Source organism: Rhizobium sp. CCGE531 (assembly GCF_003627795.1).
Lineage (GTDB): Bacteria > Pseudomonadota > Alphaproteobacteria > Rhizobiales > Rhizobiaceae > Rhizobium.
The window spans coordinates 39,102-54,727 of sequence record NZ_CP032684.1 but is presented as its reverse complement, the minus strand read 5'-3'; the positions used below and the strand labels follow the sequence as shown (position 1 = coordinate 54,727).

The window sequence follows — 15,626 nt, the reverse complement described above, 5'->3', positions numbered from 1 at the left end:
AACTATCAAGAGAGGAACGTCTTAGGCTTCGGCATCGAGCGTTTCGACGATCACATTGTGGTTCGTGTAGACGCAGATGTCGGCTGCAATATCGAGGGAGCGGCGGGCGACATCTTCGGCGGACTTGTCGCCATCCATCAGCGCCAGAGCGGCGGCGAGGGCAAAATTGCCGCCGGAGCCGATCGCCATGGCGCCATGTTCGGGCTCGAGCACATCGCCGTTGCCGGTGATGGCGAGCGTCACTTGTTTGTCGGCAACCAGCATCATGGCTTCGAGGTTGCGCAGATATTTGTCGGTCCGCCAATCCTTGGCGAGCTCGACGGCTGCGCGCATCAACTGGCCGGGATATTGTTCGAGCTTCTTTTCAAGGCGCTCGAGAAGGGTGAAGGCATCGGCGGTCGCGCCGGCGAAACCGGCAATGACATCGCCCTTGCCGATGCGGCGAACCTTGCGCGCATTGCCCTTCATGACGGTCTGGCCAAGGCTCACCTGGCCATCACCAGCCATCACCACCTTGCCGTTCTTGCGAATAGTCACGATTGTCGTCATTTAACACCTGTTTGCCCCCGTTCCGGCGGGCTTTCTGCCGGGCCGCGTATCGGCCCCGTCAGCAACTATGTAAGAGGGGTTTTCGCGATTGCAAATGGCCGCCGCGCCCGAATGATGGCGGCAAGCCGGCTAAACGCGAAGCCTCGCGCGTAACTTCTGGATATTTCCCGATACGCCTGATATGGAACGGCCGTATTCCGATGGAGCAGCCCATGGCAGAGACCGCAGCGAGCCGCACGGCAAGCGTTTCCCGCAAGACCAACGAGACCTCGGTCTCCGTTTCCGTCAACATCGACGGCAGCGGCAAATCGACGATTTCGACCGGTGTCGGCTTCTTCGACCATATGCTGGACCAGCTGTCGCGACATTCGCTGATCGACATGGAGATCGACACCAAGGGCGACCTGCATGTCGACGATCACCATGCTGTCGAGGATACCGGCATCGCGATCGGCCAGGCGATTGCCAAGGCGCTGGGCGACCGGCGCGGCATCACCCGCTATGCCTCGATCGATCTGGCTATGGACGAGACGATGACGAAAGCGGCCGTCGATCTGTCCGGCCGGCCCTTCCTCGTCTGGAACGTTTCGTTCAGCGCCCCGAAGATCGGTACCTTCGATACCGAACTGGTGCGTGAATTCTTCCAGGCGCTCGCGCAGAATGCCGGCATCACCTTGCATATTCTCAACCATTATGGCGCCAACAATCACCATATAGCCGAGACATGCTTCAAGGCCGTTGCGCGCGCATTGCGCACCGCAACCGAGATCGATCCGCGGCAGGCAGGCCGGGTGCCCTCGACGAAAGGCACGCTCGCCTGAGCCCCATCATGGGGAAAGTGAAGAGATGGCAAGCTATTTGATTTTGACTCCGCCAGGAGCGCCTAATCGATCCGAAGTATCGGATCGGTATCGCGACGGAACGCGATTCATCCGCGACGGCTTTTCGTGGAAGGCGCTCCTGTTTCCGACGCTCTGGATGCTCTTCCACCGGCTTTGGCTATATGCGGTTGCCGCCTTTCTGCTACAGGGCTTCGCTCTGGAGCTAATGCGCCAGCCGGGCTTCTTTGCCGCCGGTGCCGCGCTTCTGCTGGGTGTGCATGTTCTCGCCGCCCTCGAAGGCCCGCATGCGATCAGCGATCGCCTTGTCGGGCGCGGCTGGAAGGTCGGCGATCTCGTCTCGGCGCGTGATCTGGCAACGGCGGAGGAAATCCACTTTTCCCGCGTGGAGCAGGAACCAAGCCAAGATATCCATCCAAACAATTGGGATATTCCAGCCACAAACACCAATACCAGCCGCCCAGGCCCGAGCTTCGGCCTTCCCGGCTATGATGGAGGACGCTGATCATGCGCGTCGCGATTATCGACTATGGCTCCGGCAATCTGCGCTCGGCCACGAAAGCTTTCGAGCGAGCCGCCCGCGAGGCAGGGATCGACGCGGAGATCGACCTGACCGATGACGCCGAGCGCGTCGCCACCGCGGACCGCATCGTGCTTCCCGGCGTCGGCGCCTATGCCGATTGCCGCCGCGGCCTCGATGCGGTGCCGGGCATGGCGGAAGCGGTCGTCGATGTCGTGGAACACAAGGCGCGTCCCTTCCTCGGCATCTGCGTCGGCATGCAGCTGATGTCCTCGCGCGGGCTGGAGAAGACGACTACTCAGGGCTTCGGCTGGATCAAGGGCGACGTCAAGGAGATGACGCCTAGCGACCCCGGCCTGAAAATCCCGCAGATCGGCTGGAACACGCTGGACCTGCGCCATCCGCATGCTCTCTTTGAAGGGATCGAGACCGGGCCGGACGGGCTGCATGCCTATTTCGTCCATTCCTACCATCTGGCGGCGGATCATGGCGACGATGTCATCGCGACGACGAGCTATGGCGGGCCGATGACCGCTTTCGTCGGACGCGACAACATGGCCGGCGCGCAATTCCATCCGGAAAAGAGCCAGAAACTCGGCCTTGCCCTGATCGCCAATTTCCTGCGCTGGAAGCCGTGACGCCTAGCGCTTTAAGGACAAAGACATGATTCTCTTTCCCGCAATCGACCTCAAGGACGGGCAATGCGTGCGCCTCAAGCTCGGCGATATGGAGCAGGCGACCGTCTACAATCCCGATCCAGCCGCCCAGGCGAAAGCCTTTGAGGACCAGGGCTTCGAGTGGCTGCATGTCGTCGATCTCAACGGCGCTTTCGCCGGCGAGACCGTGAACGGCGCTGCCGTCGACGCCATTCTCAAGGCAACAAAAAATCCGGTGCAGCTCGGCGGCGGCATCCGCACGCTCGATCATATGGAAAACTGGCTATCGCGCGGCCTTGCCCGCGTCATTCTCGGCACGGTCGCCGTGCGCGATCCGGCGCTTGTCGTCGAAGCCTGCCGGCGGTATCCGGGCCACATCGCTGTTGGCATCGATGCCAAGGGTGGCAAGGTGGCGGTCGAGGGCTGGGCGGAAGCCTCCGAACTCGGCATCATCGAGCTCGCCAAGAAATTCGAGGGCGTCGGCGTTGCCGCGATCATCTATACCGACATCGACCGTGACGGCATTCTCACGGGTATTAACTGGGCGTCGACGCTGGAATTGGCCGAGGCCGTTTCCATCCCCGTTATCGCCTCCGGTGGGCTTGCTTCGCTGGATGATATCCGCCGCATGATCCAGCCGGATGCCCGCAAACTGGAAGGTGCGATTTCCGGCCGCGCGCTTTATGATGGCCGGATCGATCCGAAAGAGGCACTGGCCCTGATCAAGCAGGCCAAGGAGGCAGCACAATGACCTTGAAAGCCCGCGTCATCCCCTGCCTCGACGTCAAGGACGGCCGCGTCGTCAAGGGCGTCAACTTTCTCAATCTCGTCGATGCTGGCGATCCCGTCGAGGCTGCCAAGGCCTATGACGCCGCCGGCGCCGACGAGCTCTGCTTCCTCGACATCACCGCCTCCTCCGACAATCGCGACACGATCTTCGACGTGGTGGCCCGCACCGCCGAACAATGCTTTATGCCGGTCACCGTCGGCGGCGGCGTGCGAACCATTGCCGATATCCGCAAGCTGCTGCTCTGCGGCGCCGACAAGGTCTCGATCAATTCGGCGGCGGTCAACAATCCCGATTTCGTTGCCGAAGCGGCAGACAAGTTCGGCAACCAGTGCATCGTCGTGTCCATCGATGCGAAACGCCGACGTACCGAAGCACCCGGCGGCGACAATATGAGCGCCTGGGAGATCTATACCCATGGCGGCCGCAACGCGACCGGCATCGATGCCGTCGATTTCGCCCGCAAGATGGTCGAGCGCGGCGCCGGCGAACTGCTCGTCACCTCCATGGACCGCGATGGCACCAAGGTCGGCTATGATCTGGAGCTGACACGGGCGATCGCCGATGCCGTGCGCGTGCCGGTCATTGCTTCCGGCGGCGTCGGCGATCTCGACGACCTCGTCGCCGGTGTCAAGGAAGGCCATGCGACGGCGGTGCTTGCCGCGTCGATCTTCCACTTCGGCACCTATTCGGTGGGCGAGGCAAAGCGCTACATGGCCGAACGCGGCATTCCCATGCGGCTGGATTAGGAGACAGCGAACCGATGAGCGGATTTACCCTTTCCGACCTCGAACGAATCATCGAGGAACGCTCCAAGGCTTCGCCAGACGAATCCTGGACAGCGAAGCTTCTTGCCACCGGCCAGCCGAAGGCGGCGAAGAAACTGGGCGAAGAGGCGATCGAGGCCGTGATGGCTGCCGTTACCAACGATCGCGACAACCTCACCTATGAGGCCGCCGATCTGCTATATCATCTTATGGTCGTATTGAAGATTGCAGGCATTCCGTTGCAGAATGTCATGGGTGAGCTCGAAAGGCGCACCGCCCAATCCGGCCTTCAAGAAAAGGCCAGCCGGTAAGAATGCGATGACGATAGCGACCAAGACCCAGCCCGCGCCCGAGACGCTCGATATTTTCCAGGCGAAAGCCTATTCGCCCTATTATTTCTTTTCCTCCGAAGAGTGGGCAAAATTCCGGGCCGACACGCCGCTGACGCTGACATCAGACGAAGTGACGCGGCTGCGCTCCATGGGCGACCCGATCGACCTCGACGAAGTCAGGCGCATCTATCTGTCCCTGTCACGGCTGCTGTCCTCGCATGTGGAATCCTCGCAGATCCTCTTCGAGCAGCGCAACCGGTTCCTCAGCCTTTCCGATATCGCCAAGACGCCGTTCGTCATCGGCATTGCCGGCTCGGTCGCCGTCGGCAAATCCACGACGGCCCGTATCCTGAAGGAGCTGCTGGGCCGCTGGCCGTCGAGCCCGAAGGTCGATCTGGTCACCACAGACGGCTTTCTCTATCCCAACGCCGAATTGCAGCGCCGCAACCTGATGCAGCGCAAGGGCTTTCCGGAAAGCTACGATACGGCAGCGCTGCTGCGTTTCCTCTCGGCGATCAAGGCCGGCCAGCCGAATGTGCAGGCGCCCTCCTATTCGCACCTCGTCTATGACGTGCTGCCGAACGAGTTCAAGACGGTCGACCGCCCGGATATCCTGATCTTCGAAGGCATCAACGTGCTGCAGTCGCGGCATCTGCCGGCAGACGGCAAGATCGTGCCGATGGTCTCGGATTTCTTCGACTTCTCGATCTATATCGATGCCGACGAGCCGCTGATCCACAATTGGTATGTCGCCCGCTTCATGCGGCTGCGCGAGACGGCTTTCCGCGATCCCAACTCCTTCTTCCATCGCTACGCCTCGATCAGCGAGGAAGAGGCGCTGGCGATCGCCGAAGGACTCTGGAAGAACATCAACCTGAAGAACCTGCGCCAAAACATCCTGCCGACGCGCCCGCGCGCCGATCTGATCCTTCAGAAGGGCAAGAATCACCTGATCGAACAGGTTGCGCTCAGGAAGCTCTGAGGCTCAGGGCTGGACTCGCCGTAACGTCAGGTTGATCCGCCCGCCATTCTTCAGCAATGTCGACGTTGCCGGATGGATGCGATCGACCCCGTGGAAGCACAGCCTTCCCTCGCCGCCGAGAACGACGATATCGCCGCTGGAAAGCTTGAAGGATAGCGTGCGATCATTGCGATTAAGGCCGCCGACCCGGAAGAGGCAGCTGTTGCCGAGCGAGATCGACAGCACGGGCGCATTGAGATCCTGTTCATCGCGATCCTGATGCAGGCCCATGCGGGCATCGTCAGAGTAGAAATTGACGAGACAGGCTTCCGGCGGTTTTTCATAGCCTGCTATGTCATGCCAGAGATCGAGCAGTTGCGGCGGCATCGCCGGCCATGGCCGCCCCGTGACCGGATGCGTCGGCTGATAGCGATAGCCGCGCTGCTTGTCCGTGACCCAGCCGAGCGAGCCGCAATTGGTCATGCGCACCGACATTTCCTTGCCAGTGCCGGGCATGACCGGCGTGTAGAGCGGTGCCTCGGCCACGACGCCGCGGATTGTCTCGACGAGCGCTTCCTGGGCGGGGCGATCGAGATATCCGGGCAGATGGCGAATTCCGTTGGGAAGCAGCATGGATGGTTCCGGTAGGTATTGCAGATTAGGTTATGCTATTGCTGGACGAGTGGGTCAGGCCGATTTTGCTTTTTCCGCAGCAAGCCCCCCCTCATCCGCCCTATCGGGCACCTTTGTAACTTCCCTTTACCCGCTGCTGGCGTAGTAATGCCTGTTGCGGTGGCGGATGGAAGACCGATGCACCTTTGGGACACCAAGCCCGTGGGAGAGCTTGGGTCTTCATCCGCCGTTCCATTGAACCCGAACAGTCGCCAGGGCCGCTTGCGCAAGCAAAGCCCGCTTAGGCAAGGATGGGATCAGATGGAAACGATTGTTGGCATTGATGTTTCGAAAGAGCGGCTGGATGTTGCAGTCCTGCCGCAAGGGGAGGTTTTTGCCGTTGGCAATGACCATGCCGGTGTCGATGCGTTGGTCGAGCGGCTGCAGGCGGTCGGCGTCGATGTGATTGCGCTTGAGGCGACGGGCGGCTTCGAGACGCTGGCGGTGGCCGGTCTGTCATCGGCCGGATTGACGGTTCTCGTCGTCAATCCGGCGCAAGTGCGCGCCTATGCCCATGCGATCGGCCGCAGGGCCAAGACCGATCCGATCGATGCCGCCGTCATCGCCGCCTTCGTCCTGGCGACGAAGCCGGAGATCCGGCCGTTGCGCGATGCCGAGACACAGGCTCTGTCCGAGCTGGTGGCCCGCAGGCGCCAGATCGTGCAGATGATCGTGGCCGAGGAGAACCGGTTGCGCATGGCGCTGGCCAAACAGGCGCAGAAAAGCATCAAGCGATTGCTTGCGGCCTTGCGGCGCGAACTCGAAAGCCTCGATGCCGATCTCGACGACCATATCCGCAAATCGCCGGTCTGGCGGGTGCGCGAGACGCTGCTCGTCTCGGTGCCAGGTGTCGGGCCGACAACGGCGCGCACGCTGCTGGCCGAGCTGCCCGAACTCGGCAGCCTCGACCGGCGCCAGATCGCCTCACTGGCAGGGCTTGCGCCCTGGACGCGGCAATCGGGTCAATGGAAAGGCAAGAGCTTCATCGGCGGCGGCAGAGGCAAGGTGCGCGCCGTGCTGTTCATGGCCGCCCTCGTCGCCAGCCGCCATAACCCAAGCCTCAAGGCCTTCCGTGACCGCCTCGTGGCAGCCGGAAAGCCAAAGATCGTCGCCATCGTCGCTACCATGCGAAAGCTGCTCACCATCCTCAACGCCATCATCAGGGACGCACGACCGTGGCAAAACGCTTGACAAACAAGACAGTCGCTCTCCCCGAGGGGAGAAGGGGTTTAACGGCCCCATTTTGCCGGTAAATCGAGGCGGTTGCGGTAGTTGTCCCCTCTCCCCTCGGGGAGAGGGCTAGGGTGAGGGGGCTGCCGCAGAAACACCTTCTCGAGGAACGCGAATATAACCCACCCCTAGAAAAGCCGCAGCCCGAAAAGCAGACCTAATCGCCGCCCGGCTTGCCGCGCATCTTCTTGACCTCGGAACGTCCGGATTTTTCCTTCAGCCGGCGCTCGATCGAACCCTTGGTTGGCTTGGTCTTCCTGCGTGGCGGCGGTGGCGGGGCGGCGGCTTCGAGAATAAGCTCTTTCAGCCGTTCGCGCGCATCCTCGCGATTGCGATCCTGGCTGCGGAAACGGCTGGCCTCGATCATCAAAACGCCATCCTTGGAAACGCGCCGCCCCGCAAGCTTGACCGCATTCGCCTTGACGCGATCCGTCAGCGAGGGAGAATTCTGGACATCGAAGAAAAGCTGGACCGCCGTTGCGACCTTGTTGACGTTCTGGCCGCCAGGACCACCCGCCAGAACGAATTGTTCCGTCAGTTCCCAGCCGGCAATCGTAATCCGGTCGTTGATGTAAAGCGCTTCGCTGGCCATGATTTTCTCCGCGCCTGTCTATCCCACATCGGTGCGCGGTTGAAAATATGGTTGTGGGGAGTTTGGGGGCCGCCCCGTCCTTCGAGGCATTTCAGCGCGTCGCGCTGGAATGCTCCTCAGGATGAGGACGGAGTGATCTGTTGCGTCGGCAAAAAAGACTAGCCCTCATGGTGAGGAGGCCTGAAAGGCCGTCTCGAACCACGAGGGCGAGTGGGTTTCACGTGAGTCATTGCCCGCGTGATTATTAATTACTCCGCCGCGACCGGCATTCCAGGCGCCGCATCGCGGACGTTGCCGTCGACGTGGTCCTCGAACTTGGCAAAGTTGGTGACGAACATCTGCACCAGCTTTTCAGCCTGCGCATCATAGGCTTCGCCATCGGCCCAGGTGGAGCGCGGATCGAGGATGGCACTGTCGACGCCCGCGACCGCGACCGGAACGGCAAAGCCGAAATTCGGATCGATGCGGAAGTCGACATTGTCGAGATCGCCTTTCAGCGCGGCGGCCAGCAAAGCGCGGGTCGCCTTGATCGGCATGCGGCTTCCCTTGCCATAGGCGCCGCCGGTCCAGCCGGTGTTGACCAGCCAGCAACGGGCACCGTGACGGGCGATCAACTCCTTGAGCAGGTTGCCGTATTCGGCCGGATGGCGCGGCATGAAGGGAGCGCCGAAGCAGGTCGAGAAGGTGGCTTCCGGCTCGACGACGCCCTTCTCCGTGCCGGCGACCTTGGCGGTGTAGCCGGACAGGAAGTGGTACATCGCCTGATCCGGCGTCAGCTTGGCAATCGGCGGCATGACGCCGAAGGCATCGGCCGTCAGCATGATGATCGTCTCGGGATGGCCTGTTATGCCTGACGCCGAGGCGTTCGGGATGAAATGCAGCGGGTAGGCGCTGCGGGTGTTTTCCGTCAGCGAACCGTCATCGAGATCCGGCCGGCCATGTTCGTCGAGCACGACATTTTCCAGCACGGTGCCGAAGCGGCGGGTCGTGGCGTAGATTTCCGGCTCGGCCTCGGGCGAAAGACGGATGGTCTTGGCGTAGCAGCCGCCTTCGAAGTTGAAGATGCCGTTTTCGCCCCAGCCATGCTCGTCGTCGCCGATGAGCGTCCGGGTCGGATCTGCTGACAGCGTCGTTTTACCCGTGCCGGACAGGCCGAAAAAGATCGCGGCATCGCCTTCGGGGCCGACATTGGCCGAGCAGTGCATCGGCATGACGCCGCGCTCCGGCAGCATGTAGTTCAGCGCCGTGAAGACCGATTTCTTCATTTCGCCGGCATAGGACGTACCGCCGATCAGGACGATGCCGTTGACGAAATCGCAGGCGATCACCGTTTCCGTGCGGCAGCCATGGCGCTCCGGATCGGCGCGGAAACTCGGCAGATCGATGATCGTCAGCTTCGCCACGAAACTTTCGAGCGCCGCGCGCTCCGGGCGGATCAGCAGATTGCGGATGAACAGCGAATGCCAGGCGAATTCGGTGACGACGCGCGTCGGCAGGGCATATTCGACATCGGCGCCGCCGATCAGATCCTGGACGAACAGGTCCTTGCCCCGGGCATGCGCCAGCATGTCTTCATGCAGCAGCTCGAAATGTTCCGGCGACATCGGCTTGTTGTTGTCCCACCAGATCTGATCTTCCGTGGTGGCGTTGCGCACGACGAACTTGTCCTTCGGGGAACGGCCGGTGTGCTGTCCGGTCAAGGCCCTGAGCGCACCGTCGGCGGTCAGATCCGCTTCCTGACGGCGAATCGCCTCCTCATAAAGGTGAGCTTCCATCAGGTTATAGCGAACACTGGCGGCGGCTCCCAGGCCGATCGATCCCAGTTCGGTTGCGGGATTGCGGACGCCGAATTGCTCCATCACATTTTCCTCTACAAAGGGGCTTGGCCGTTAGAATTAACTAAAGCCTAGAGGGCTCTTTTTAAAAGCACAAGAGCAAAAAACAAAGAAACTTTAATGATATCAGTTATTTAATCGATTTAAATAAATCTCGATATTTTTAAATCGTTTGAATCAGGGATGGAGAGACGTTTCGTCGCACAACCGCAGATCAAGCAGATCACGCCTCGGCAATCCTCCCCTTTATCTTTGCCACAATTTGTTCCACCTTTATCCCCATAAGCGCGCCAGGTTACCGCCAATCGAGCTGGCAGACCGCCTGGGCTGGATTCCAAATCCGGGAGACGCGCACTGATGACGGAGACGAACACCATGTTGACAATCGCGCTCGTTGACGACGACCGCAATATCCTGACTTCCGTATCGATCGCCTTGGAAGCAGAGGGATATAAGGTAGAGACCTACACGGACGGAGCCTCAGCGCTCGACGGCCTGCTTGCCCGGCCGCCGCAACTGGCTATCTTCGATATCAAGATGCCGCGCATGGACGGCATGGAACTGCTGCGCCGCCTGCGCCAGAAATCGGACCTGCCCGTGATCTTCCTCACCTCGAAGGATGAAGAGATCGACGAGCTTTTCGGCCTGAAGATGGGCGCCGACGATTTCATCACCAAGCCATTCTCGCAGCGTCTGCTGGTCGAACGCGTCAAGGCGGTGCTGCGCCGCGCCTCGGCCCGCGAAGCCGCAAATGCCGCCGGCGGCAGCGCCGCCGCCAAGCCGGGTGCCGCACAGCAGGCCCGCTCCCTGGAACGCGGACAGCTCGTCATGGACCAGGAGCGGCACACCTGCACCTGGAAGGGCGAGCCGGTGACGCTCACCGTCACCGAGTTCCTCATCCTGCACTCCCTCGCGCAGCGCCCCGGCGTCGTGAAGAGCCGCGATGCGCTGATGGACGCCGCTTACGACGAGCAGGTCTATGTCGACGACCGCACGATCGACAGCCACATCAAGCGCTTGCGCAAGAAATTCAAGATGGTCGACCTCGATTTTGATATGATCGAGACGCTGTATGGCGTGGGCTATCGCTTCCGCGAAGCGGCCTAGTCGTTAGCTGGGACCATAGACCATACGGCTGAGAATGGAATAAGAGCATGCGGACGGGATCGGCGATCCCGTTCTTCGAAAGGGCCGTTGGCTTGGCGCAGCTGGTGCAGGACAGAGAGATAGACGACTCGGAAAGCCCGAGCGGCGCTCGAATCGCGCGCCGGCGCTGGACCCATCCCTTCGTCCTGATCCGCCGCATCTTCGGCAATGCCGTCTTTTCGAGCCTGACGCGGCGCATCCTGTTCTTCAACCTTGCGGCGCTGGTCGTCCTCGTCGGCGGCATTCTCTACCTCAACCAGTTCCGCGAAGGCCTGATCGACGCCCGCGTCGAAAGCCTGCTGACGCAGGGCGAGATCATCGCCGGCGCCGTTTCCGCCTCGGCATCGGTCGACACGAACTCCATCACCATCGATCCGCAGAAGCTCCTGGAGCTGCAGGCCGGCCAGAGCATCACGCCCGTTCCGAACGACGAGGACCTGGAATTCCCGATCGATCCGGAAAAGGTGGCGCCGGTGCTGACGCGGCTGATCTCGCCGACACGCACCCGCGCCCGCATCTTTGACGCCGATGCCAACCTGCTGCTCGACAGCCGCCATCTTTATTCGCGCGGCCAGGTGCTGCGCTATGACCTGCCGCCCGTCGACGACGAGAAGCAGAGCTGGTCCGATTGGTTCAGCGGCCTGCTCAACAAGATGCTGCAGCCGGGCAACCTGCCTGTTTACAAGGAAGCGCCCGGCGGCGACGGCTCCATCTATCCGGAAGTCATGAATGCGCTGACCGGCGTGCGCGGCGCGGTCGTCCGCACCACGGAGAAGGGCGAGCTGATCGTTTCGGTCGCCGTGCCGATCCAGCGCTTCCGTGCCGTTCTTGGCGTCCTGCTCCTGTCGACCCAGGCCGGCGACATCGACAAGATCGTTCATGCCGAGCGCCTGGCGATCATGCGTGTCTTCGGCGTCGCGACGCTGGTCAACGTCGTGCTGTCGCTGCTTTTATCCTCCACCATCGCCAATCCGCTGCGCCGGCTTTCCGCCGCGGCCATCCGCGTGCGCCGTGGCGGCGCGAAGGAGCGCGAGGAGATTCCGGATTTTTCAGCCCGCCAGGACGAGATCGGCAACCTGTCGATCGCGCTGCGCGACATGACGTCGGCGCTCTACGACCGTATTGACGCGATCGAAAGTTTCGCGGCCGACGTCAGCCACGAGCTCAAGAACCCGCTGACTTCGCTGCGCAGCGCTGTCGAAACCATGCCGCTTGCCAAGAGCGACGATTCCAAGAAGCGGCTGATGGATGTGATCCAGCACGACGTTCGCCGCCTCGACCGCCTGATCAGCGATATCTCCGACGCATCGCGGCTCGATGCCGAACTCGCCCGCTCCGATGCGAAATCGCTCGATCTGGAGGTGCTGCTGCGCGACATGATCGAGATTTCGAGACAGGTCGGACACAGCAAGAGGGCCGTCGAGATCGAATATGTGGTCGACCGCAAACCGGCCAACAAGGCGAAGTTCTCTATCGATGGACACGATCTCCGCATCGGCCAGATCGTCAGCAATCTCATCGAAAACGCCCGGTCTTTCGTTCCGAGCGACACCGGCAAGATTACCGTCCGGCTGACGCGCACGAGAACGCGCTGCGTCATCTATATCGAGGATAACGGCCCTGGCATCCAGGCCGAAAACATCGATCGCATCTTCGAACGCTTCTATACCGACCGGCCGGAATCGGAAGCATTCGGGCAGAATTCCGGCCTCGGTCTTTCTATCAGCCGGCAGATCGCCGAGGCGCATGGCGGGTCGCTGCGCGCCGAAAACATCGTCGACAGCGACGGCTCGACGCTGCTCGGCGCTCGTTTCATCCTGTCGCTGCCCGCCCAGACGCCGGCGTGAGCGGCCGCATGACTGGCGAAGCGACCAATATCCACGCGACGGCGATCATCATCGGCAGGACCGGGCTTCTGTTTCTCGGACCTTCGGGCAGCGGCAAATCCACTCTTGCCTTCTCGTGCCTTACGGCCGCCAAACCGCTCGGGCTTGCCGCCAGCCTGATCGCCGACGATCGCGTGCTGATCTCCAAACAAGACGGTTCCGTGATCGCGGAATGTCCGCCCTCGATCGCCGGCTTGATGGAGATCCGTTATACCGGGATTGTTCGGATGCCTTATGTTTCCCGAGGCGAAATGCATTTCGCCGTTCGCGCGGTGGACCCGGCGACAGCGGAAAGGTTGCCGCCAGAGGATGAGCAGATCGATATTACCAGCGCCATCCGGCTGCCCTTGATCCGTTTGTCCGCAACCTCCGCGAATCCGCTCGCCATAATAACGGCGAAAATCGGCGCGAGTTTCGATTAATCGGCCATTTAGGCCCGCATAGGCACGCAAATCCTATATTTTAAGCTTGCACTTCGTCTTTTCATCGCCAAGATGTCCCCCCACCGGTGGACGACATTGCTGCATTGCGATATGGGCCACTGTTTGCGTATGCCATGGGAGCAGTAATATCATGATTGGACTTGTGCTTGTCACTCATGGCAAGCTGGCTGAAGAGTTTCGGCATGCCGTCGAGCATGTCGTTGGTCCGCAGAAGTTCATAGAGACGGTATGCATTGGTCCCGAAGACGACATGGACAAGCGGCGGCAGGACATTCTGCAGGCCGTTGCCGGCGCCGACGACGGGCATGGCGTCATCATCCTCACCGACATGTTCGGCGGCACTCCTTCCAATCTCGCAATCTCCGTCATGAATAGCGGCCACACCGAGGTCATCGCGGGCGTCAATCTGCCGATGCTGATCAAGCTCGCGGGCGTGCGCGGCGACAACAACATGGAAAGGGCCCTGGTGGAAGCTTCAGAGGCCGGACGCAAATATATCAATGTGGCCAGCCGTGTGCTCAGTGGCAAATAACGAGGCAAACACCGCCCCCATGACCGAGCTTTCCCGGGAACTCCTGATCATCAACAAACGGGGCCTGCACGCCCGTGCCTCGGCAAAATTCGTCCAGACCGTCGAAGCGTACGACGCCGCCATCACCGTCTCGAAGGACGGCACCACGGTCGGCGGCAATTCGATCATGGGCCTGATGATGCTGGCCGCCAGCCCGGGCTGCAGCGTGCTGGTGACGGCAAGCGGCAATCAGGCCGCCGAAGCCATCGATGCGCTCGACCAGCTGGTGGCCGACAAGTTCGGCGAGGAAATGTAAGTTTTCCTCCGGCCACTGCCGGGATATAAAGACATAAAGACTTCTTTATGTCGTCATTGATTTCCAGCCTGAAGCCTGCTACACGGCATCATCCCACACGCTGTCAGCGTGCAATTTTGTTGCATTCGGCCGAGGCGTTTGCCCAGGCGCGGCTGCATCGTTCAGGCTGGAGACTTTCATGAGCACTGAGAAGGACTACGTCGTCGCGGATATCGGCCTTGCCGACTTCGGCCGCAAGGAAATCACGATCGCCGAAACCGAGATGCCGGGCCTGATGGCCTGCCGCGCCGAATTCGGCGAAGCGCAGCCGCTGAAGGGCGCGCGCATCACCGGCTCGCTGCACATGACGATTCAAACAGCCGTTCTCATCGAGACGCTGGTGGCACTCGGTGCCGAAGTCCGCTGGGCATCCTGCAACATCTTCTCGACCCAGGATCATGCCGCTGCCGCGATCGCTGCTTCCGGCGTTCCGGTTTACGCCATCAAGGGCGAAAGCCTTGAGGACTACTGGATCTACACGGACAAGATCTTCCAGTGGGCCGATGGTCGCCTGTCCAATATGATCCTCGATGACGGCGGCGACGCCACGATGTACATCCTGCTCGGCGCCCGCGCCGAGGCCGGCGAGGACGTGCTCTCCCATCCGCATTCGGAAGAAGAGGAAATCCTCTTCGCCCAGATCAACAAGCGCCTGCAGGCTTCGCCGGGTTGGTTCACCAAGCAGCGCGACGCCATCAAGGGCGTGACGGAAGAAACCACCACCGGCGTCAACCGCCTCTACCAGCTCAGCCAGAAGGGGCTGCTGCCCTTCCCGGCCATCAACGTCAACGACAGCGTCACCAAGTCGAAGTTCGACAACAAGTATGGCTGCAAGGAATCGCTGGTTGACGGCATCCGCCGCGCCACCGACGTCATGATGGCCGGCAAGGTCGCCGTCGTCTGCGGCTATGGCGACGTCGGCAAGGGTTCGGCCGCTTCGCTTTCCGGCGCCGGCGCCCGCGTCAAGGTCACGGAAGTCGATCCGATCTGCGCGCTCCAGGCTGCCATGGACGGCTACGAAGTCGTCCAGCTCGAAGACGTCGTCTCCAGCGCCGACATCTTCATCTCCACGACCGGCAACAAGGACGTCATCCGCATCGACCACATGCGTGCGATGAAGGACATGGCGATTGTCGGCAACATCGGCCACTTCGACAATGAGATCCAGGTTGCCGCTCTGCGTAACCTGAAGTGGACGAACATCAAGCCGCAGGTCGACATGGTCGAGTTCGCCAAGGGCAACCGCATCATCCTGCTGTCGGAAGGCCGCCTCTTGAACCTCGGCAACGCCACCGGCCACCCGTCCTTCGTCATGTCGGCTTCCTTCACCAACCAGACGCTGGCGCAGATCGAGCTCTTCACTAAGCCCGGCCACTACCAGAACCAGGTCTACGTGCTGCCGAAGCACCTCGATGAAAAGGTCGCCCGCCTGCATCTCGCCAAGCTCGGCGTCAAACTGACGGAGCTTTCCGACGAGCAGGCATCGTATATCGGCGTGACGCCGAAGGGCCCGTTCAAGTCCGACCACTACAGATACTGATTACA

The 15,626-nt window shown here is 61.3% G+C and carries 18 protein-coding genes; 14 read left to right on the top strand and 4 right to left on the bottom strand.

The window, feature by feature from the left end:
• Positions 1-21: 21 nt before the first annotated feature.
• Positions 22-549: an ATP-dependent protease subunit HslV gene (gene hslV / locus CCGE531_RS00260; RefSeq protein ID WP_120662398.1), complete on the bottom strand. Its 528-nt coding sequence runs from the start codon at positions 547-549 to the stop codon at positions 22-24.
• A 212-nt stretch (positions 550-761) separates the two neighbouring features.
• Between hslV and hisB the strand changes: the two genes are divergently transcribed.
• The 7 genes from hisB to coaA are packed head-to-tail and all read left to right on the top strand — an operon-like array spanning position 762 to position 5,432.
• Positions 762-1,370, top strand: a complete 609-nt coding sequence (hisB, locus tag CCGE531_RS00255; protein WP_120662397.1) for an imidazoleglycerol-phosphate dehydratase HisB — start codon at positions 762-764, stop codon at positions 1,368-1,370.
• A gap of 25 nt (positions 1,371-1,395) precedes the next feature.
• A complete protein-coding gene (locus tag CCGE531_RS00250; RefSeq protein ID WP_120662396.1) occupies positions 1,396-1,893 on the top strand; it encodes a DUF2628 domain-containing protein in 498 nt (165 codons plus the stop codon).
• Positions 1,894-1,895: 2 nt separating this feature from the next.
• On the top strand, positions 1,896-2,546 hold the full coding sequence (gene hisH, locus CCGE531_RS00245; protein ID WP_120662395.1) for an imidazole glycerol phosphate synthase subunit HisH: 651 nt from the start codon (positions 1,896-1,898) through the stop codon (positions 2,544-2,546).
• 25 nt (positions 2,547-2,571) lie between these two features.
• Positions 2,572-3,315 (top strand): 1-(5-phosphoribosyl)-5-[(5-phosphoribosylamino)methylideneamino]imidazole-4-carboxamide isomerase, encoded by a 744-nt coding sequence (hisA, locus tag CCGE531_RS00240; RefSeq protein WP_120662394.1) that lies wholly within the window; start codon positions 2,572-2,574, stop codon positions 3,313-3,315.
• A complete protein-coding gene (gene hisF, locus CCGE531_RS00235; RefSeq protein WP_120662393.1) occupies positions 3,312-4,100 on the top strand; it encodes an imidazole glycerol phosphate synthase subunit HisF in 789 nt (262 codons plus the stop codon). Before hisA ends, hisF begins: the two co-directional genes overlap by 4 nt.
• Positions 4,101-4,114: 14 nt before the next feature.
• The gene (locus CCGE531_RS00230) at positions 4,115-4,429 is read left to right on the top strand and encodes a phosphoribosyl-ATP diphosphatase (protein WP_120662392.1); all 315 of its coding nucleotides are present in this window, start codon (positions 4,115-4,117) and stop codon (positions 4,427-4,429) included.
• A gap of 7 nt (positions 4,430-4,436) precedes the next feature.
• Positions 4,437-5,432, top strand: a complete 996-nt coding sequence (gene coaA, locus CCGE531_RS00225) for a type I pantothenate kinase (RefSeq protein ID WP_120662391.1) — start codon at positions 4,437-4,439, stop codon at positions 5,430-5,432.
• A 3-nt stretch (positions 5,433-5,435) separates the two neighbouring features.
• Here the strand turns inward: coaA and CCGE531_RS00220 are convergent, their stop codons facing one another.
• Positions 5,436-6,044: an alpha-ketoglutarate-dependent dioxygenase AlkB gene (locus CCGE531_RS00220; RefSeq protein ID WP_120662390.1), complete on the bottom strand. Its 609-nt coding sequence runs from the start codon at positions 6,042-6,044 to the stop codon at positions 5,436-5,438.
• 300 nt (positions 6,045-6,344) lie between these two features.
• On the opposite strand from CCGE531_RS00220, the gene CCGE531_RS00215 reads away from it, so the two are divergent.
• Positions 6,345-7,274 (top strand): IS110 family transposase, encoded by a 930-nt coding sequence (locus CCGE531_RS00215; protein ID WP_120662389.1) that lies wholly within the window; start codon positions 6,345-6,347, stop codon positions 7,272-7,274.
• A gap of 196 nt (positions 7,275-7,470) precedes the next feature.
• Here CCGE531_RS00215 and arfB read toward each other — a convergent pair whose 3' ends face one another.
• Positions 7,471-7,905: an alternative ribosome rescue aminoacyl-tRNA hydrolase ArfB gene (arfB, locus tag CCGE531_RS00210; protein WP_120662388.1), complete on the bottom strand. Its 435-nt coding sequence runs from the start codon at positions 7,903-7,905 to the stop codon at positions 7,471-7,473.
• A gap of 248 nt (positions 7,906-8,153) precedes the next feature.
• On the bottom strand, positions 8,154-9,764 hold the full coding sequence (locus tag CCGE531_RS00205) for a phosphoenolpyruvate carboxykinase (RefSeq protein ID WP_120662387.1): 1,611 nt from the start codon (positions 9,762-9,764) through the stop codon (positions 8,154-8,156).
• A gap of 351 nt (positions 9,765-10,115) precedes the next feature.
• Between CCGE531_RS00205 and CCGE531_RS00200 the strand changes: the two genes are divergently transcribed.
• From CCGE531_RS00200 to ahcY, 6 genes are all read left to right on the top strand, one after another.
• On the top strand, positions 10,116-10,847 hold the full coding sequence (locus tag CCGE531_RS00200; protein WP_205586484.1) for a response regulator transcription factor: 732 nt from the start codon (positions 10,116-10,118) through the stop codon (positions 10,845-10,847).
• Between the two features lie 47 nt (positions 10,848-10,894).
• Complete coding sequence (locus CCGE531_RS00195) at positions 10,895-12,733, top strand: sensor histidine kinase (RefSeq protein ID WP_120662385.1); 1,839 nt, start codon at positions 10,895-10,897, stop codon at positions 12,731-12,733.
• 8 nt (positions 12,734-12,741) lie between these two features.
• Positions 12,742-13,194, top strand: coding sequence for an HPr kinase/phosphorylase (locus tag CCGE531_RS00190; protein WP_120662384.1), 453 nt, complete (start codon positions 12,742-12,744; stop codon positions 13,192-13,194).
• Positions 13,195-13,345: 151 nt separating this feature from the next.
• Positions 13,346-13,747 carry a PTS sugar transporter subunit IIA gene (locus CCGE531_RS00185; protein ID WP_015338202.1) on the top strand — a complete coding sequence of 134 codons (402 nt, stop codon included), beginning with the start codon at positions 13,346-13,348 and terminating at the stop codon, positions 13,745-13,747.
• Between the two features lie 19 nt (positions 13,748-13,766).
• Positions 13,767-14,042, top strand: coding sequence for an HPr family phosphocarrier protein (locus CCGE531_RS00180; protein WP_120662383.1), 276 nt, complete (start codon positions 13,767-13,769; stop codon positions 14,040-14,042).
• Between the two features lie 178 nt (positions 14,043-14,220).
• Complete coding sequence (gene ahcY / locus CCGE531_RS00175) at positions 14,221-15,621, top strand: adenosylhomocysteinase (protein ID WP_120662382.1); 1,401 nt, start codon at positions 14,221-14,223, stop codon at positions 15,619-15,621.
• Positions 15,622-15,626 lie beyond the last annotated feature (5 nt).